This window comes from Micromonospora sp. NPDC049044, from assembly GCF_040649215.1.
In the GTDB taxonomy this organism is placed as follows: Bacteria; Actinomycetota; Actinomycetes; order Mycobacteriales; family Micromonosporaceae; genus Micromonospora.
The window spans coordinates 36,818-53,332 of record NZ_JBEZFA010000024.1 but is presented as its reverse complement, the minus strand read 5'-3'; the positions used below and the strand labels follow the sequence as shown (position 1 = coordinate 53,332).

The 16,515-nt window shown below is 71.7% G+C and carries 12 protein-coding genes; 6 read left to right on the top strand and 6 right to left on the bottom strand.

Going from position 1 to position 16,515, the window contains the following annotated elements:
* Window positions 1-20: 20 nt before the first annotated feature.
* Window positions 21-1,799, bottom strand: coding sequence for an ABC transporter ATP-binding protein (locus AB0B85_RS20535; RefSeq protein WP_357409611.1), 1,779 nt, complete (start codon window positions 1,797-1,799; stop codon window positions 21-23).
* Between the two features lie 97 nt (window positions 1,800-1,896).
* Between AB0B85_RS20535 and AB0B85_RS20530 the strand changes: the two genes are divergently transcribed.
* Window positions 1,897-2,328, top strand: a complete 432-nt coding sequence (locus AB0B85_RS20530) for a MarR family winged helix-turn-helix transcriptional regulator (protein ID WP_357409528.1) — start codon at window positions 1,897-1,899, stop codon at window positions 2,326-2,328.
* A 147-nt stretch (window positions 2,329-2,475) separates the two neighbouring features.
* Window positions 2,476-4,260, top strand: coding sequence for an N-acetylglutaminylglutamine amidotransferase (locus tag AB0B85_RS20525; RefSeq protein WP_357409526.1), 1,785 nt, complete (start codon window positions 2,476-2,478; stop codon window positions 4,258-4,260).
* A gap of 11 nt (window positions 4,261-4,271) precedes the next feature.
* On the opposite strand, the gene AB0B85_RS20520 is transcribed toward AB0B85_RS20525, so the two are convergent.
* From AB0B85_RS20520 to AB0B85_RS20510, 3 genes are all read right to left on the bottom strand, one after another.
* Window positions 4,272-5,405, bottom strand: a complete 1,134-nt coding sequence (locus tag AB0B85_RS20520; RefSeq protein WP_357409524.1) for a glutamate--cysteine ligase — start codon at window positions 5,403-5,405, stop codon at window positions 4,272-4,274.
* A gap of 69 nt (window positions 5,406-5,474) precedes the next feature.
* Entirely contained in the window at window positions 5,475-6,683 is a 1,209-nt protein-coding gene (locus AB0B85_RS20515) for an RNA polymerase sigma factor (RefSeq protein WP_357409522.1), read from the bottom strand.
* 2 nt (window positions 6,684-6,685) lie between these two features.
* On the bottom strand, window positions 6,686-7,039 hold the full coding sequence (locus AB0B85_RS20510; protein ID WP_357409520.1) for a YciI family protein: 354 nt from the start codon (window positions 7,037-7,039) through the stop codon (window positions 6,686-6,688).
* A gap of 181 nt (window positions 7,040-7,220) precedes the next feature.
* On the opposite strand from AB0B85_RS20510, the gene AB0B85_RS20505 reads away from it, so the two are divergent.
* Window positions 7,221-8,564 carry an FAD-dependent oxidoreductase gene (locus AB0B85_RS20505; RefSeq protein ID WP_357409518.1) on the top strand — a complete coding sequence of 448 codons (1,344 nt, stop codon included), beginning with the start codon at window positions 7,221-7,223 and terminating at the stop codon, window positions 8,562-8,564.
* A gap of 114 nt (window positions 8,565-8,678) precedes the next feature.
* On the opposite strand, the gene AB0B85_RS20500 is transcribed toward AB0B85_RS20505, so the two are convergent.
* Window positions 8,679-11,312, bottom strand: a complete 2,634-nt coding sequence (locus AB0B85_RS20500) for a discoidin domain-containing protein (protein ID WP_357409515.1) — start codon at window positions 11,310-11,312, stop codon at window positions 8,679-8,681.
* A 563-nt stretch (window positions 11,313-11,875) separates the two neighbouring features.
* Entirely contained in the window at window positions 11,876-13,075 is a 1,200-nt protein-coding gene (locus tag AB0B85_RS20495; RefSeq protein ID WP_357409513.1) for an ROK family transcriptional regulator, read from the bottom strand.
* A gap of 235 nt (window positions 13,076-13,310) precedes the next feature.
* On the opposite strand from AB0B85_RS20495, the gene AB0B85_RS20490 reads away from it, so the two are divergent.
* From AB0B85_RS20490 to AB0B85_RS20480, 3 genes are all read left to right on the top strand, one after another.
* Window positions 13,311-14,606 (top strand): sugar ABC transporter substrate-binding protein, encoded by a 1,296-nt coding sequence (locus tag AB0B85_RS20490; protein WP_357409511.1) that lies wholly within the window; start codon window positions 13,311-13,313, stop codon window positions 14,604-14,606.
* A gap of 70 nt (window positions 14,607-14,676) precedes the next feature.
* Window positions 14,677-15,669: a sugar ABC transporter permease gene (locus AB0B85_RS20485; RefSeq protein ID WP_357409509.1), complete on the top strand. Its 993-nt coding sequence runs from the start codon at window positions 14,677-14,679 to the stop codon at window positions 15,667-15,669.
* Window positions 15,662-16,501, top strand: a complete 840-nt coding sequence (locus AB0B85_RS20480) for a carbohydrate ABC transporter permease (RefSeq protein WP_357409507.1) — start codon at window positions 15,662-15,664, stop codon at window positions 16,499-16,501. Before AB0B85_RS20485 ends, AB0B85_RS20480 begins: the two co-directional genes overlap by 8 nt.
* Window positions 16,502-16,515 lie beyond the last annotated feature (14 nt).

Sequence of the window (16,515 nt, the reverse complement as noted above, 5' to 3'; positions counted from 1 at the left end):
TTGTACCGGGCGATGTCGGTTCAGGCGGCCAGCGTGGCGTAGCGGCCGTTGCGGTCCAGCAGGCTGTCGTGGGTGCCGGCCTCGACGATCCGACCGTGGTCGAGCACCGCGATCTGGTCGGCGTGACGCACCGTGGACAGCCGGTGGGCGATGGTGATCGTGGTACGTCCCTCGGCGAGCACGTCGAAGGCCCGCTGCACCGCCCGCTCGGTCTCGGTGTCCAGCGCGCTGGTGGCCTCGTCGAGGACCAGGATGCGCGGGTCGCGCAGCAGCGTACGGGCGATGGCGAGCCGCTGCTTCTCACCGCCGGAGAAGCGGTGGCCGCGGGAGCCGACCACCGTGTCGTACCCGTCGGGCAGGCCGTCGATCAGGTCGTGGATCTGGGCGGCGCGAGCGGCGTCCTCGATCTCGGCGTCGGTGGCGTCCGGCCGCGCGTAGCGCAGGTTTTCCCGGACGGTGGTGTGCAGCAGGTACGTCTCCTGGCTGACCACGCCGACGATCGCGGCCAGGTCGACCAGGCGCAGGTCGCGCAGGTCGACACCGTCGACGGTGAGCCGACCGGCGGTCGGGTCGTGCAGGCGGCTGACCAGTCCGGCGAGGGTGCTCTTGCCGGAGCCGGTCTCGCCGACCAGGGCGAGGCTGGTGCCGGCGGGCACGTCGAGGGTGATGCCGGCGAGGGCGGCGGTGTCACTGCCCGGATAGCCGAAGGTGACGTCCTCCAGGCGCAGGTGGCCGCGGACCCGGGCGGGGTCGAGGCGGACCGGCTCGGCGGGGTCGGCCACGTCGACCGGCAGGTCGAGGTATTCGAAGATCCGGGCGAAGAGCGCCAGTGACGCGGTGAGCGAGACGCCCACGTTGAGCAGGCCCATCAGCGGCCGGAACAGGCCGCCCTGCAGGGCGGTGAACGCGACAAGGGTGCCGATGCTCAGGGTGCCGGCGGTGCCCGGCAGCCCGGCGGCGAGGTAGATGACCGCCGGTACGGCGGCGAAGATGACGCTCATCGAGGCCATCCGCCAGCGGCCGGCCAGCTCGCTGCGCAGTTCCAGGTCGACGAGCCGCGCCGAGGAGGCGGTGAACCGGTCGATGAGCGCGGGCCCGGTGCCGAGGGTCTTGGCGAGCTGCACGCCGCTCACCGACAGCCCCTCCTCGACTGTGACGTTGAGGTCGGCGAGTTCGCGCTGGCGCTGGTCGGTGATCTCGCGGCGCATCCGGGCGACCCGGCGGGTCAGCCAGATCGCCGGTGGCAGCACCACGAGCGAGACCAGGGAGAGCTGCCAGGAGAGCGCGACCATCGCCACGGCGGTGGCGACCACAGTGGTGAGGTTGGCCGCGACGGCGGTGGCGGTCGAGGTGACCACCGACTGCATGCCACCGATGTCGTTGGTGATCCGGGACTGCACCTCGCCGGTGCGGGTGCGGGTGAAGAAGCCCAACGACTGGCGTTGCAGGTGGCTGAAGACGTCGGTGCGCAGCCGGTGCATGACCCGCTGCCCGACCTCGGTGGAGATCCAGGTCTGCACGACGCCGAGGACGGAGGTCACGGCCGCGACGGCGACCATGCCCAGGACCAGCCAGACCAGCAGGGTCACGTCACCCTGCGGCAGGGCCCTGTCGATCACGGCGCGCAGCAAGAACGGGCTGGCCATCGCGATGATCGAGGAGAGCACGATGATCACGGTGACCACGGCCAGCGCGGGCCGGTGGGGGGTGAACAGCCGGCCGATGCGCCGCAGCGACACCTGGCGGGCCTGGGTCTTCTCTTCGGCGCTGACGGTGCGGTGGCCACGGTCGCGGCCCATGGGGGTGGGTTCCAAGGAGCACTGCCCTTCGATCGGAGAAATTACTGAGGTTACCTCAACATGAGGGAACAACCGTATCTGCTGCTACGGTATTCCCGTGACCGAGCACACCTCCACGAGCGCCGACGACGAGAGCCTGGCGGAGACGTTCTGGGCGGTGGCGTCCCGTCTGCGCCGACAGACCCGCGAGTCGTTGGCGCCCTGGGACATCACCCCCAGCCAGTCCCGGGCGCTCGGCGTGCTGGCTCGGCACGGCGAGGTACGCCCCGGCACGCTCGCCGAGCACCTGCGCATCGCACCCCGCTCGGCGACCGAGGTCGTCGACGACCTCCAGACCCGTGGGCTCGTCGAACGTCGACCCGATCCGGCCGACCGGCGGGCCACCCTCGTCGCGCTCACCGAGGAGGGCAGCCGGGTCAGCACCGCCATCCGGGCGGCCCGCCGGGCCGAGGCGGACCGCTTCTTCGGCCACCTCTCCGACGCCGACCGCGCCGAGCTGGTCCGCATCCTGCGCACCCTGCGCGGCTGAGCCACACACGCGGGATCACCTGCGCGTTTGCCCGCCCGCTGCCCGGGTAGCCAGCGGCCCCGTTCCCACCGCGGGCCCCGCCACCACCAGTCGGGGAGACCTGACAGGAGGGGCCATGTCTGCCCTGGACCAGCACCGCGCCGCCTGATGTGCGGGATCAGCGGGGAGGCCCGCTTCGACGGGCGGTCGCCGGACGCGGCGGCGGTCACCCGGATGACCGAGGCGATGCGCTCACGCGGCCCGGACGACGAGGGCCTGTACGCCGCCGGCTGGGTGACCCTCGGGCACCGCCGGCTGACCATCATCGACCTGTCCGACGCGGGCGGGCAGCCGATGGTCCGCGACGACCTCGGCCTGGCGCTGGTCTTCAACGGCTGTGTCTACAACTACCCGGAACTGCGCGAGGAGTTGCAGAACGCCGGGTACGCCTTCGGATCCACAAGTGACACCGAGGTGATCCTGGTCGCGTACGCGCACTGGGGTGAACGCTTCGTCGACCACCTGGTCGGCATGTTCGCGATCGGGCTTGTCGACCGGACGCGGCGGCGGCTGATCCTGGCCCGCGACCGGCTCGGCATCAAACCGCTCTATCTCGCCGAGTCACCGGGGCGGCTGCGGTTCGCCTCCACCCTGCCCGCGCTGTTACGGGCCGGCGACGTGGACACCGGTATCGATCCGGTGGCGCTGCACCACTACCTGTCCTGGCACTCCATCGTGCCCGCGCCCCGGACGGTGCTGCGCGGGGTGCGCAAACTGCCGCCGGCCACAGTGCGGGTGATCGAGGCGGACGGGCGCAGCCGCGAGGAGGTGTACTGGCGCCCCGACTACGTGCGGGAGCCCGCCGACGCGGGGATGGACGCCGCCGACTGGCGGGCCGCGATCGGGGACGCGCTGCGCACGGCGGTACGCCGACGGCTGGTCGCGGACGTACCGGTCGGGGTGCTGCTCTCCGGCGGCCTGGACTCCAGCCTCATCGTGGCGCTGCTCGCCGAAGCCGGCCAGCGGCAGCTGCGCACGTTCAGCATCGGCTTCGACAGCCGCGACGGCGAGTCCGGCGACGAGTTCCACTACTCCGACCTGGTGGCCCGCGCGTACGACACCGACCACCACCGGATCCGGCTGGCCGACGACGATCTGGTGCCGGCGGTACGACGTGCCGTGCACGCGATGACCGAACCGATGGGCAGCCACGACGTGGTCGCCTTCCATCTGCTCTCCGAGCAGGTGGCACGGCATGTGAAGGTGGCCCAGTCCGGGCAGGGCGCCGACGAGGTGTTCGCCGGCTACGGCTACCACCAGCCGCTCACCGAGGCGCCCCGGCACAGCGCCGCCGAGACGTTCGCCGCCGCCTTCTTCGACCGCGACCACGACGAGCTGCGCGCCATCGTCGGCCCGGCGTACGCGCTGGAGCACGACGCCAGCCGGGAGCTGCTCACCGGGCACCTCGCCGCGCCCGGGGCGCAGACCGCGTTGGACGCCGTGCTGCGGCTGGACACCCACCTGATGCTCCCCGACGACCCGGTCAAGCGGGTGGACAGCATGAGCATGGCGTGGGGCCTGGAGGTGCGTACGCCCTTCCTGGACCAGGACCTGGTCACCCTGGCCGCGCACTGCCCGCCGGCACACAAGGTCGGCCAGGGCGGCAAGGGCGTGCTGAAGGAGGTCGCCCGGGAAGTGCTGCCCGCCGAGGTGATCGACCGCCCCAAGGGCTACTTCCCGGTGCCGGCGCTGCGCAACGTGGACGGCCCGGTGCGCGAGCTGGTCGCCGAGGCGTTGCAGGCGCCCGCCGCGCGGGAGCGCGGGCTGTTCCGCCCGGAGTACGTGGCCCGCCTGCTCGCCGAGCCGGACCGGGCCGAGGCGGCGGCCGGCAGCAACAAGCTGTGGCAGCTCGGCCTGCTGGAGCTGTGGTTACAGACCCACGACATCCGGTGAACGCCGCCCGATCACCTGGCGGCCGTGCGAGCGGCCAGGTCGTCGAGGACGGCGCACAGGTCACCGGTACGCTCCAACACCCGGCGTTGCCGGGTCGCGCCGGTGCCGTCGCGGCGCAGCCGGGCCAGCTGCGCCAACACGTACCCCAGGTCGCCGTGGCGCAGCAGGGCCGGAGCGATCACCGCCATCAACTCGTCGACGAGCGCCCAGGCCGGCCGGGTCCCGCCGGCGCGCAGGTCGATCAACTCGCCGTCGAGACCGTGGTGGGCGGCCCGCCAGTGCGCGGCGGCGACCAGACAGTCGCGGGTGGGCGGCGCCGTCACCCCGGCGCGCACGTCGTCGGCGAGGGTGGCGACCAGGGACCGGACCAGCGCGGCGACCAGCACCGCGTCGTCCACGTCGGAGCAGACGTCACCCACCCGCACCTCCACCGTCGGGTAGGCCGACGACGGCCGGGCGTACCAGTAGACCATCGCGGCGTCGAGCATGATGCCGGCGGCGATCAGCTGGTCAACGGTCCGGTCGTAGTCGGCCGCGGAGTCGAAGTACGGTGTCGGACCGATGCTGGGCCAACGTTCCAGCTGCATCGACCGCCAACTGGCGTGGCCGGTGTCGTGCCCGTCGTGCAGCGGTGAGTTGGTGGTGATCGCCTGGATCACCGGCAGCCAGGTGCGGAGGTGGTTGCAGACCTGCACGGCCAGCTCCCGGTCGGGCAGCCCGACGTGCACGTGGCAGCCGCAGACCGCCGGGTCGTGCGCCACCGGGCCGTACCGGCGCGACATCGCGTGGTAGCGCGGCTCGTCGGGGACGGTCAGGTGCGGCTCGGCCACCGGGGTGGCGCCGACGGCCACCAGTCGGGCACCGGCCGCCGCGGCGGCCTCGGCGGCGAAGTGCCGCAGCGACACCAGGTGCCTGCGCAGCTCGTTGAGGTCGGCGCAGACCGGCGTGACCATCTCCACCATGCTGTGCCGGAACTCCTGGCGGCTCTGGTCCCGGGCGGGGCCGCGCAGCGCGGCCAGCACCTGGTCGGCCACCGGCAGGTTGCGCCCGCTGTCCGGATCGAGCAGCAGGAACTCCTCCTCCACGCCGAGTGTGAGGGTGGACAGGTCGGGCGCGGTGTCGACGGCGGTCGAACGGTACGCCATGACCCCTCCCCCATCCCCTGCGGCGGCCGGTGCCTCGGGTTCCCGACCACCCCTGCGGCAAACGCCCGGTCAGGGCGTCGCCAGGTCCGCCGCGCGCGCGGCGAGAAAGGCCCGTTCGGCCGCGTTGTCCGTCAGGGCGACGGCCGTCCGGTACGCCTCGACGGCCTCCCCGCCCCGACCGAGCCGGGCCAGCAGGTCGGCGCGGACCACGTGGTAGACGTGGAAGGCAACCAGGTCGAGGCGGTCCACCTCGGCCAGCGCGATCGCCGCACCGGACACCTCGGCGAGCGCGACGGCCCGGTTCAGCGCCACCACCGGGCTGGGGGCGACCACGCTCAGCTGGTCGTACAGCTGAAGGATCTGGGCCCAGTCGGTGTCGGCGGCGCTCCTCGCGACGCTGTGCACGGCGGCGATCGCGGACTGGATCTGGTACGGGCCGGGCCGGTCGCGGCGCAGGCAGCGGCGGACCAGCGCCTGGCCCTCGGCGATCAGCTCGGCGTCCCAGCGCCCTCGGTCCTGCCGGGGCAACGGCACCAGGTCGCCGACGGTGGTGGTTCGCGCGGCACGGCGGGACTCGGTGAGCAGCATCAGCGCGAGCAGGCCGACCGCCTCCGGCTCGTCCGGCATCAGCGCGACCAGCAACCGGGCCAGCCGGATCGCCTCGGCGCACAGCTCGACGCGGACCAGGTGCGGGCCGCCGCTGGCCGTGTACCCCTCATTGAAGATCAGGTAGAGGACCGCGAGGACGCCGGGCAGCCGGTCGGGCAGGTCGGCGTCGCGGGGCACCCGGTACGGGATCCCCGCGTTGCGGATCTTCGACTTGGCGCGGACCAGCCGCTGCGCCATCGTCGGCTCGGGCACCAGGAAGGCTCGGGCGATCTCGGCGGTGCTCAGGCCGCCGAGCAGCCGCAGGGTGAGGGCGACCCGGGCGCTCGGGGCGAGCGCCGGATGGCAGCAGGTGAAGATCAGCCGCAGCTGGTCGTCGTGCACAGGTCCCTCCTCGACGGGTGCGTCGGCGGCGAACAGCAGGGCCGCCTCGGCGTGCCGGCCGGCCCGGGACGCCTCCCGCCGCAGCCGGTCGATGGCCTGGTTGCGGGCGGTGGTGATGATCCAACCAGCCGGGCTGGGCGGCGGGCCGCTGCACGGCCAGCGCCGCACCGCGATGACGAATGCCTCCTGGACGGCCTCCTCGGCGAGGTCGATGTCGCCGAGGAGGCGCACCAGGACGGCGACCGCGCGGCCGTACTCCGCGCGGAACACCGCCTCCACGTCGGACACGCTCAGTCGCCGGCCCCGCCCTGGAAGGGGCGCACCTCGATCGGCAGGGTGGTGGCCAGCGCGTAACGGCGACCCCAGTGCAGGGCGACGTCCAGGTCCGGCACGTCGATGATGGTGATGCCGCCGAGGTATTCCTTGCCCTCCACGAACGGTCCGTCGGTGATCAGCACCTCACCGTCGCGGGGACGAAGCACGGTGGCGCTCTCCGGGCCGTGCAGGCCCTGCCCGAAGACCCACGACCCGGTCGACGCCAGCTCGTCGCGCAGCTCGCCGAGCTGACGCATCACCCCGGCCAGAAACTCCGGCTCCGGCAGCTCTCCCTCGGGCTGGTGCATGCTGAGCAGGTACAACGTCATCGTTCCTCCTCGCGGGGCGGCCGGCCGCTCGCCGACCTCTCATCCTCCATACGATCGGCCGCCGCCCCAATCGACAGGCCGGCAGAAGATTCTCGGCGCCCGACCCGACCCGGTGTTGACGAAGGACAGGGGTGGTGTCCGCCGGTGCCGGGACCGGAGCCGACAGCCATACCGGCGACGGTTGTGGGTAGAACCCGGTGTGGTCGACGGCTTCCGCGTGGTCGTGGTCGGCGCCGGCTTCTCCGGTCTGGCGGCCGCGCTGGCGCTCACCCGCGCCGGCGCCCAGGTGCGGGTGTTGGAGGCCCGCGACCGGGTGGGCGGGCGGGTGCTGACCCGGTGGCTGCCCGAGCTCACGCAACTGGACCTGGGCGCGCAGTGGATCGGCCCGACCCAGGACCGGATGTACGCGCTTGTCGCCGAACACGGGCTGGCCACCTTCGCCTCGGCCTCGGTAGGCGGGCCCACAGTGCTCTGGGCCGGTAAGCGCCGGGCCGAGCCGCCAGCGCAGGTCGGCCGGGTGCTCGGCCTGCTCGACGAGTACGCCGCGCGGGTGGACCCGGCCGAGCCCTGGGCGACGCCGGAGGCCGCCCGGTGGGACCGCACGACCCTCGGCGGGTGGCTCGCCACCACGGCCGGGGACGACGACACCGCCGACTACCTGGGGCGGCTGCTCGCCGGCGGGCTACTGGCCACCGGCGCGGACGAGGTGTCGTTGTTGCACCTGCTGTTCTACCTGCGCAGCGCCGGCGGGACGGGGCTCCTGCTGGGGATGGCCGGCGGCGCGCAGCAGGACCGGATCGTGGGCGGGCCGCCGGCGCTGGCCGAGCGGATGGCCGCCGCACTGCCGCCGGGGGCGCTGACCCTGGCCGCGCCGGTGCGGGCCGTGGAACAGAACGTCGACGGGGTGACCGCGTGGACCGACACCGGGCGGGTGAACGGCGACGCCCTGGTGGTCGCGCTGCCCCCGGCGCTGGCGGGTCGGATTCGGTACGACCCGCCACTGCCCGCAGCGCGCGACGGGTTGACCCAGCGCATGCCGATGGGTTCGGCGCTGAAGGTGCACGCCGTCTACCCGGAGCCGTTCTGGCGTGCCGACGGGCTCTCCGGGGTGTCCACAAGCACCACCGGTCCGCTCACCGAGACGGTCGACAACTCCACCCCGACCTCGCCCCTCGGGGTGTTGACCGGGTTCAGTTACGCCTCGGACGCCGCCGCGCTGCGCGGGATGTCGCCCGAGCGGCGGCGGCGGTGCCTGCTGGACGCGTTCGCCACGGTGGTCGGGCCGCGAGTCGGTGAGCCGGTGGACCTGATCGAGTACGACTGGTCGGCCGAGGAGTGGACGCGGGGCTGTTTCTCCGGTGCGCTCACCCCGGGCACGTGGCGGACGTACGGTCCGCACCTGCGTGCGCCGGTCGGGCGGGTGTACTGGGCGGGTACCGAGACGGCGACCCGGTGGAGCGGCTACCTGGAGGGCGCGGTGCGCGCCGGTGAGCGGGCGGCGGCCGAGGTACTTGCCACCGGTTGAGACCGCAACGACCGTGGCCGGCCCGGTCTCGGCGGGACCGGGCCGGCCTCGGCCCTGGGTGCGACCCGGCCGGCCCGGTCCGATGAGACGACCGGGTAGGCGCGGGCGCCCCGGTCAGGGGTAGGTGGTCAGGTACACCGTCTGGTTGGCCGCGTTCGCGGTGCCACCGGCGTTGTTGATCACCCGGTTGATGGTGCCGACGCCACCGAGCGAGACGGTGACCATGTTGGTGAAGCGCACGTTCGAATTGGTCGGCACCTCGAAGGACCGCTCCTCGACCACCGCTGGGTTGACGTTGAAGTAGCTGTAGCTGCCCAGCCCGAACGCCTGGTGACTGGTCACCGAGTCGGCGACCTTGTACGCGGCGTAACCCCGGGTCGACCCGTTCATCCAAGCCGCCTGGTTGGGCGGGTCGTACGGCAGCTCGTTCTGGTAGAAGTACGTCCGGCCGCCGTTGCCGTTCCAGACGGTCTGGTACTTCTGGTAGTGCTCGACGAAGAGGCCGTACATGGTGACGTTGTCGCCGTTGACGGTGAGCCCGGTGTCGGCGGTGTTCAGCGTCCACCCGGTCGGTACGCCGCTGGCGGCGTGGTCGGCCCGCCACAACCACATGTGGTCACCGATCACGTTGTCGCTGTTGACGGTAAGCGTGTTGGTGGCCTTGCCGACGTGTGGCCCGCCGATGCGGAAGAACACGTCGTGCAGCGAGGTCGGGTTGCTGGCGTGGCTCGCCGACGATCCGGACGGCCCCACCTCCATCAGCACCGGCGAGTTGGTAGTGCCGGCCTCGAACATCAGGCCGGCGACCTTGACACCGTCCACATCGGCCACCCGCATGGCGACGCTGCCGTTGTCGGCCTGGATGGTGGCCAGGCCGAGGCCGAGGACCACGGTGTCGGCCCGGTTGACCTGGATCGGCTCGGTGACGTGGTGCACGCCCGGGGTGAAGAGCAGGTGCTTGCCCTGGGCGAGGGCCGCGTTGATGGTGGCGGCGCTGGTGCCGGCCTGGACGACGAAGAACTGCGACAGCGAGATGGACGAGCCGGCCGGGGTCTTGTTGTACCAGCTGGTGCCTGTCGAGTTGGTACGCAGCGCCGGCACGAACACCCGGTACTCGCCGGTGCCGTCGACGTACAGGAACGGCTTCTCGCGGACCTGCGGGGTCTGCGCGATGACGGTGTGCGACGGGTTGGGGAAGCTCGGCGCGGGAGCACCGACGACGCCCTGGAAGACCATGTTCCACACCGAGCCGGTCCAACCGTTGCCGAACTCGCTGTTGCGGGAGTACCACTGCTGCTGCGAGCCGGAGACGACCAGGCCGTCGACGCGGGTGTCGGCCAGCAGGCCACCGCTCGACCAGCCGTCGCCGCCGTTCCAGAGCTGGATCTGGTTCTGCCCGCCGCGCAGGTGCATCCGCCGGTACGGCGCGGCCTGGGACACCGCCCACCGTTCCACTGTCTGCCCGGCGGGCAGGGTGACCGAGAGGTTCTCGGCGGCCCGCCAGAAGTTCTGGGTGGCGTTGCCCCCCATCCAGAACGCCTCGGTGCGGACGTGGCCGTTGAGGTTGACGTCGTCCGGGCTCATGCCGAGGCCGGCGACCTGGGTGAAGAAGCCGAGGTTCACGTCGGCGGTGTAGCTGCCGGGCTTGAACAGCACCGCGTAGCGCTGCGGGCCGAACTGGTTGGTCTCCTGCTGGGTGAAGAGGGTGTTCAGCCGGCTCTGGATTGTCGACGTCGGCGTACTCGGGTCGAAGACGAACGTGTTCGGCCCGAGGTTCGGGTTGCGCGGGTCGGTCCCGTCGACCGGCGGCTCGGTGGTCCCGCCGGTGGTGTGCACCGCCAACTCCCACAGCGAGTAGCCGTAGGCGGTGCCCCGCGTGGTGCCGTACATCCGCAGGTAGCGGCCGTTGCCGGTGACGGTCAGCGACTGGGTGCCGCCGGTGCCGGTGGTGGTCGAGTAGATGGTGCTCCAGGTGGCGCCGTCGGTCGAGGTCTGCAGTTGGAAGGCCCGCGCGTACGCCGCCTCCCAGGTGAGCACCACCCGGCAGATCGTGCGGGTGCTGCCCAGGTCGACGCGCAGCCACTGCGGGTCGCTGGCGGCGCTGGCCCACCGGGTGCCGGTGTTGCCGTCGACAGCGGCGCTGGCCGGGGTGCCGGCGTTCTCGGTGGACGAGGCGGTCGCCGGGCTGCCCTGCGCGACGTTGCTGCTGCCGCAGGTGGGCGTGCTGCCGCCGGTCTCGCCGTAGACCTGGAACTCCCAGAGCGAGTAGCCGTAGCCGGTGCCCCGGGCGGTGCCGTTCATACGGACGTAGCGGCCGGCGCCGGTGACCGTGAGGTTCTGGGTGCCGCCGGTGCCGGTGGTGGTCGAGTAGACAGTGGTCCAGGTGGCGCCGTCGTCGGAGGTCTGCAGCTGGAAGGCCCGCCCGTAGGCGCCCTCCCAGAGCAGGTTCACCTGGCTGATGGTGGCCCGGGCACCCAGGTCGACCTGGAGCCACTGCGGGTCGCTGAACGCGCTGGCCCAGCGGGTGCCGGTGTTGCCGTCCACAGCGGCGCTGGCGGGGGTGCCGGCGTTCTCGGTGGACGAGGCGGTGGCGGGACGGCCCTGGGAGAGCAGGGTGGGCGCGGCCTGCGCGGGGGTGCTGGCCCCGGTCGGCGTGAGCGCCGCGACCAGGGCCACGGTGAGCCCGACGAGCAGGTGTCGAACGACCCGGCGGGGACGCAGGCGTACGGATGTTGCATGAGATGTCATGACATCGCCTGTCGATAGGGGATTACGGAAGCCGTGAGGGTGGGATCGGGCTCGCCCCGTGGTGCCGTGGGTGGTGCCGCCGATGCGACGCCGCGGGTCGGAGAGCGCTCTCGTAGGAGTGTTGCGGCGAGATTGCGGCGGCGTCAAGACATCGATCTATAACTTCGTTATTTATCCCGATAATCGTTTTTGTGCGAGTTCCGCCCTCGCAACCCCGTCACCCCGCCACGCCGCCGCCCCTGACACTCGCCGAAGAACCTGCCCCGTGGGGCGCACCCCGGCCCGGCGACGCCGGCCGCTGACGCCAAGATCGCTCTGACCCCAAGATCGCGCTCGAACCAGAAAGAAGTACCCTCCCCCCGAACGGAGACCACTACAACCATGATCGAGCACGATCATGAGCGCACGACCGCCCGATCACGCCCGGACGGGGCGGGTCTGGTCGGGCGGGTCGGGGCGGGTCGGGTCGGGTCGGGCGGGTCGGGTTGGGCGGGTCGGGCTGGGCTGGCGATGTCGGCGGGGCGACCCGCGTTCGGCGGGGCGGTCAGCGTTCGGCGGGGCGGTCAGCGGCGGACGCCGCCCTCGGTGAGGAAGCGGGCGATCGGCAGCGTGGCCGCGCCGAGCGCCACCGCGTCGACGCCGAGGCGGCACAGCTCGATCGACGCCTGCTCGAACGGTTGGCGCAGCGCCTGCCGGCCGGCGGCCACGCGGACGGCCGGGAGCAGGTCGCCGAGCGCCATCGCCGCCCAGCCGCCGAGCACCACCCGCTCCGGGTTGAACAGGTTGATCAGGTTGGCCACGCCCGCGCCGAGGTAGCCGGCGGTCTCGTCAAGCACCCGCCGGGCGGTCGCCGAGGTGTCGGCGGCGGCGACCAGCGCGGCGAGCTGGGACTCCTCATCTTCGCCGGGCACCGGGCGACCTCGCCGTGCCTCCCGGTAGCGGTCGATGATCGCCTCCGCGCCCACGTACGCCTCCAGGCAGCCACGCGCGCCGCACCGGCAGGACCGGCCGCCGTACACCAGGATGGTGTGCCCCCACTCGCCCGCGCTGCTGGACGCGCCCCGGTAGGTGGCGCCGTTCGTCACCACGGACGCGCCCACCCCGGAGCCGACGAGCGCGAAGACGGCGTGCCGGGCGCCCCGGCCGGCGCCGAACCACATCTCGGCCTGGCCGAGGGTCTTGGCGCCGTTGTCGATGTGCAGCGGCAGGTTGGTGCCCGCACCGATCAGCCGCTCCAGCGGTACCCGGTCCCAGCCGAGGGCCTGGGCGTGCACGACGGCCTCGACGCCCTGCTCGACGACTCCCGAGACGCCGATGCCGACGCCGAGCACGTCGCCGGGGGCCACCTGCGCCGTACCGGTGACCGCGTCGATGCCGGCCAGCACGTGCCCGGCGACCAGGTCCGGCTCGGTCCGGGCTGGATCGAGTGGGTACTCGATGCTGGCCAGCAGGGTCATCGCGAAGTCGAACAGCTCCACCCGGACCCGGGTCTCGCCGACGTCCACGCCGACCACGAACGCGAAGCGGGGCGCGATCCGCAGCAGCATGCTGGGCCGGCCGCCGTCGGACTCGGCGGCCCCGGCCTCGGCGACCAGCCCCTCGTCGATCAGGTCGGCCACCACGTTGCTGACCGCCGGCTGGCTCAGCCCGGTGCTGCGCACCAGGTCCTGCCGGGTGAGCGGACCATCGAGGAAGAGCCTGGTCAGCAGGGCGGACCGGTTGCGCAGCCGCACGCTGCGGTTGGTGGCACGCGCCAGCTCCACTCGACACCTCGTTTTCCGTCGGCCGTTCGAGCGACTGTAACCGCCTCGTGCTTGACGACCCACCGGCCAGCAACTTTAATGACGACATAATTTAAGCCGTGATGTAACTCCCGGGAAACGCCGACGGACCCCGACGGCGCACCCCCGAACCCTGTCCGCAGCCGGCCACCCGTCGCCCTCCCCTATCGGCGACGACCACCGGCGGACCCCCACCACGCACCGGAAGGGCTGACCCGTGTCGAGACGACACCTCGGGATATTCACCGCCGCCGTACTGGCCGCCGCCTCGCTGACCGCCTGCGGCGGCGGCGACGACTCCGCCGCGTCGCCCAAGACGCTCACCTACTGGGCCAGCAACCAGGGCGCCAGCCTGGAGGCCGACAAGGCCACGCTCCAGCCGGAGCTGGACAAGTTCGAGAAGCAGACCGGGATCAAGGTCACCGTCGAGGTGGTCCCCTGGTCGGACCTGCTCAACCGGCTGCTCGCCGCCGCCACCTCGGGCAAGGGCCCGGACGTGGTGAACATCGGCAACACCTGGTCGGCGTCGTTGCAGGCCACCGGCGCGCTTGTCGAGTTCGACGACGCCACCCTGACCGCCGTCGGCGGCAAGGACCGGATCGTGCCCGCCGCGCTCGCCGCCGCCGGCGCCCCCGGCAAGCCGCCGGCCGCCGTGCCGCTCTACAGCATGGCCTACAGCCTGTACTACAACAAGAAGATGTTCGCCGACGCCGGCATCACCGCGCCGCCGACCACCTGGGAGCAGCTCGCCGAGGACGGCAAGAAGCTCAGCACCGGCGGCAAGTGGGGCCTGGCCATCGAGGGGGCCAACCCGTCGGAGAACGCCCACCACGCGTTCACCTTCAGCCAGCAGTACGGCGGCGAGTGGTTCGACTCGGCCGGCAAGCCGACCTTCGACACCCCGCAGAACGTCTCGGCGATCAAGCGCTACATCGACTTCATGGCCGCTGACAAGATCACCAACCCGAGCAATGCGGAGTACGCGCAGAACCAGTCGGTCTCGGACTTCGCCAACGGCAAGGCCGCCATGCTGCTGTGGCAGTCCGCCGGCTCGAACCTGAAGACGCAGAACATGGCGGCCGACGCGTACGGGGTGGCCCCGGTGCCGTTCCTGGCCAACCCGCCGGCCGGCGGCAAGAAGGTCAACAGCATGGTCGCCGGGATCAACATGGCGGTCTTCAAGCACACGAAGAACAAGGACGGCGCGCTGAGCTTCGTGAAGTTCATGACCAGCGACGAGGAGCAGACGATCCTCAACAAGACGTACGGCTCGCTGCCGGCGGTGAAGACCGCCGGTTCCGACCCGGCGTTCAGCGCCACCGAGCAGAAGACCATCCAGGAGACCCTGGTCACCACGGCGGCCCCGCTGCCGCAGGTGCCCGAGGAGAGCACCTTCGAGACCCTGGTCGGCACCGCGATGAAGGAGCTGTTCGCGGACGCGGCAAGCGGCAAGCCGGTCACCGAGGCGTCGGTGAAGGCGAAGCTGACCGACGCGCAGCAGAAGATGCGCTGACCCAGGCGGCATCGGTGGCCGTGGTCAGGTGCTGAGCCTGGCCACGGCCACCGCCTCCGAGAGGACCCCGATGGCAACCAGCACCACCGCGCCGGACGCCGACCGGCGCGAACCCCGGGCCGGGTCACCGGCCCGGGGGCCGGCCCGCCGGCCCCGCGGCCCGCGCCGCTCCCTCCTGCCGTATCTGCTGCTCGCCCCGGCCATCGTGCTGGAACTCGCCATCCACGTGATCCCGATGGTGGTCGGGGTCTGGATGAGCCTGCTGGAACTCACCCAGTTCCACATCCGCAACTGGTCCACCGCGCCCTTCGTGGGGTGGGAGAACTACCGGGCGACGCTCGACCTGAACAGCGCCGCCGGCAAGGAACTGCTGCACTCCTTCTGGGTCACCCTGGCCTACAGCCTGCTGTCGGTCGGGTTCGCCTGGCTGCTCGGCATCGCGGCGGCGGTCGTGCTGCAACGGCCGTTCCGGGGCCGGGCGATCCTGCGGGCACTGTTCCTCACCCCGTACGCCCTGCCGGTCTACGCCGCGGTGATCACCTGGAGCTTTCTGCTGCAACGCGACACCGGCCTGGTCAACCACGTCCTGGTCGACCAGCTCGGGCTGCTGGGCGAGCGGCCGTTCTGGCTGATCGGCGACAACAGCTTCGCCTCGCTGCTCGTGGTGTCGGTGTGGCGTAACTGGCCGTTCGCGTTCCTGTGCCTGATGGCCGGGCTGCAGAACGTGCCGGGCGAGCTGTACGAGGCCGCAGCGATCGACGGTGCCGGGTTCTGGCGGCGGCTGCGCTCGGTCACCCTGCCGATGCTGCGGCCGGTGAACCTGGTGCTGCTGCTTGTGCTGTTCCTGTGGACGTTCAACGACTTCAACACCCCGTTCGTGCTCTTCGGCGGCTCCGCCCCCGCGCAGGCCGACCTGATCTCCATCCACATCTACCGCAGTTCCTTCAAGACCTGGGACTTCGGCTCCGGCTCGGCCATGTCCGTGGCGCTGCTGCTGTTCCTGATGATCGTCTCGGCCGCCTACCTGCTGATCACCAACCGTCGGAGGGACGATCATGCGTGAGACCGCCGGTGAGCGCTGGGGCCGGCGCATCGTGCTGACCCTGCTCACCCTGTTCGTCGTCATCCCGCTCTACGTGATGGTCACCTCCGCCGCGAAGCCGTTGCAGGACGTGCAGAACGGCTTCACCTGGTGGCCCAGCCGGCCCACGCTGCAACCGTTCGTGGACATGTGGAGCACCGTGCCACTGGCGAAGTACCTGGTGAACAGCCTGGTGGTGTCGAGCATCGCGGCGGTCTGCTCGGTGGCGATCGCCATCTTCGCCGCGTTCGCGGTCAGCCGGTACCGGTTCCGGGGCCGGGGCGTCTTCACCGTGACGGTGCTGTCCACGCAGATGTTCCCCGGCATCCTGTTCCTGCTGCCGCTGTTCCTCATCTACGTCAACCTGGGCAACGCGACCGGCATCGAGCTGTACGCCAGCCGTACCGGCCTGGTGATCACGTACCTGACCTTCTCGTTGCCGTTCTCGATCTGGATGCTGGTCGGCTACTTCGACTCGATCCCCCGGGGTCTGGACGAGGCCGCGCAGGTCGACGGGGCCGGGCCGCTGCGTACCCTGTTCCAGGTCATCCTGCCGGCCGCCGTGCCCGGCGTCGTCGCGGTCACCGTGTACGCGTTCATGACCGCCTGGGGCGAGGTGCTCTTCGCGTCGGTGATGACCGACGAGGGCAGCCGCACCCTGGCCGTCGGCCTGCAGGGCTACTCCACCCAGTTCAACGTCTACTGGAACCAGATCATGGCCGCCTCGCTCGTGGTCAGCATCCCGGTCGTCGTCGGGTTCCTGGCCCTACAGCGGTACTTCGTCGCCGGCCTGACCGCCGGCGCGGTCAAGTGAGTACGTCAATCCCA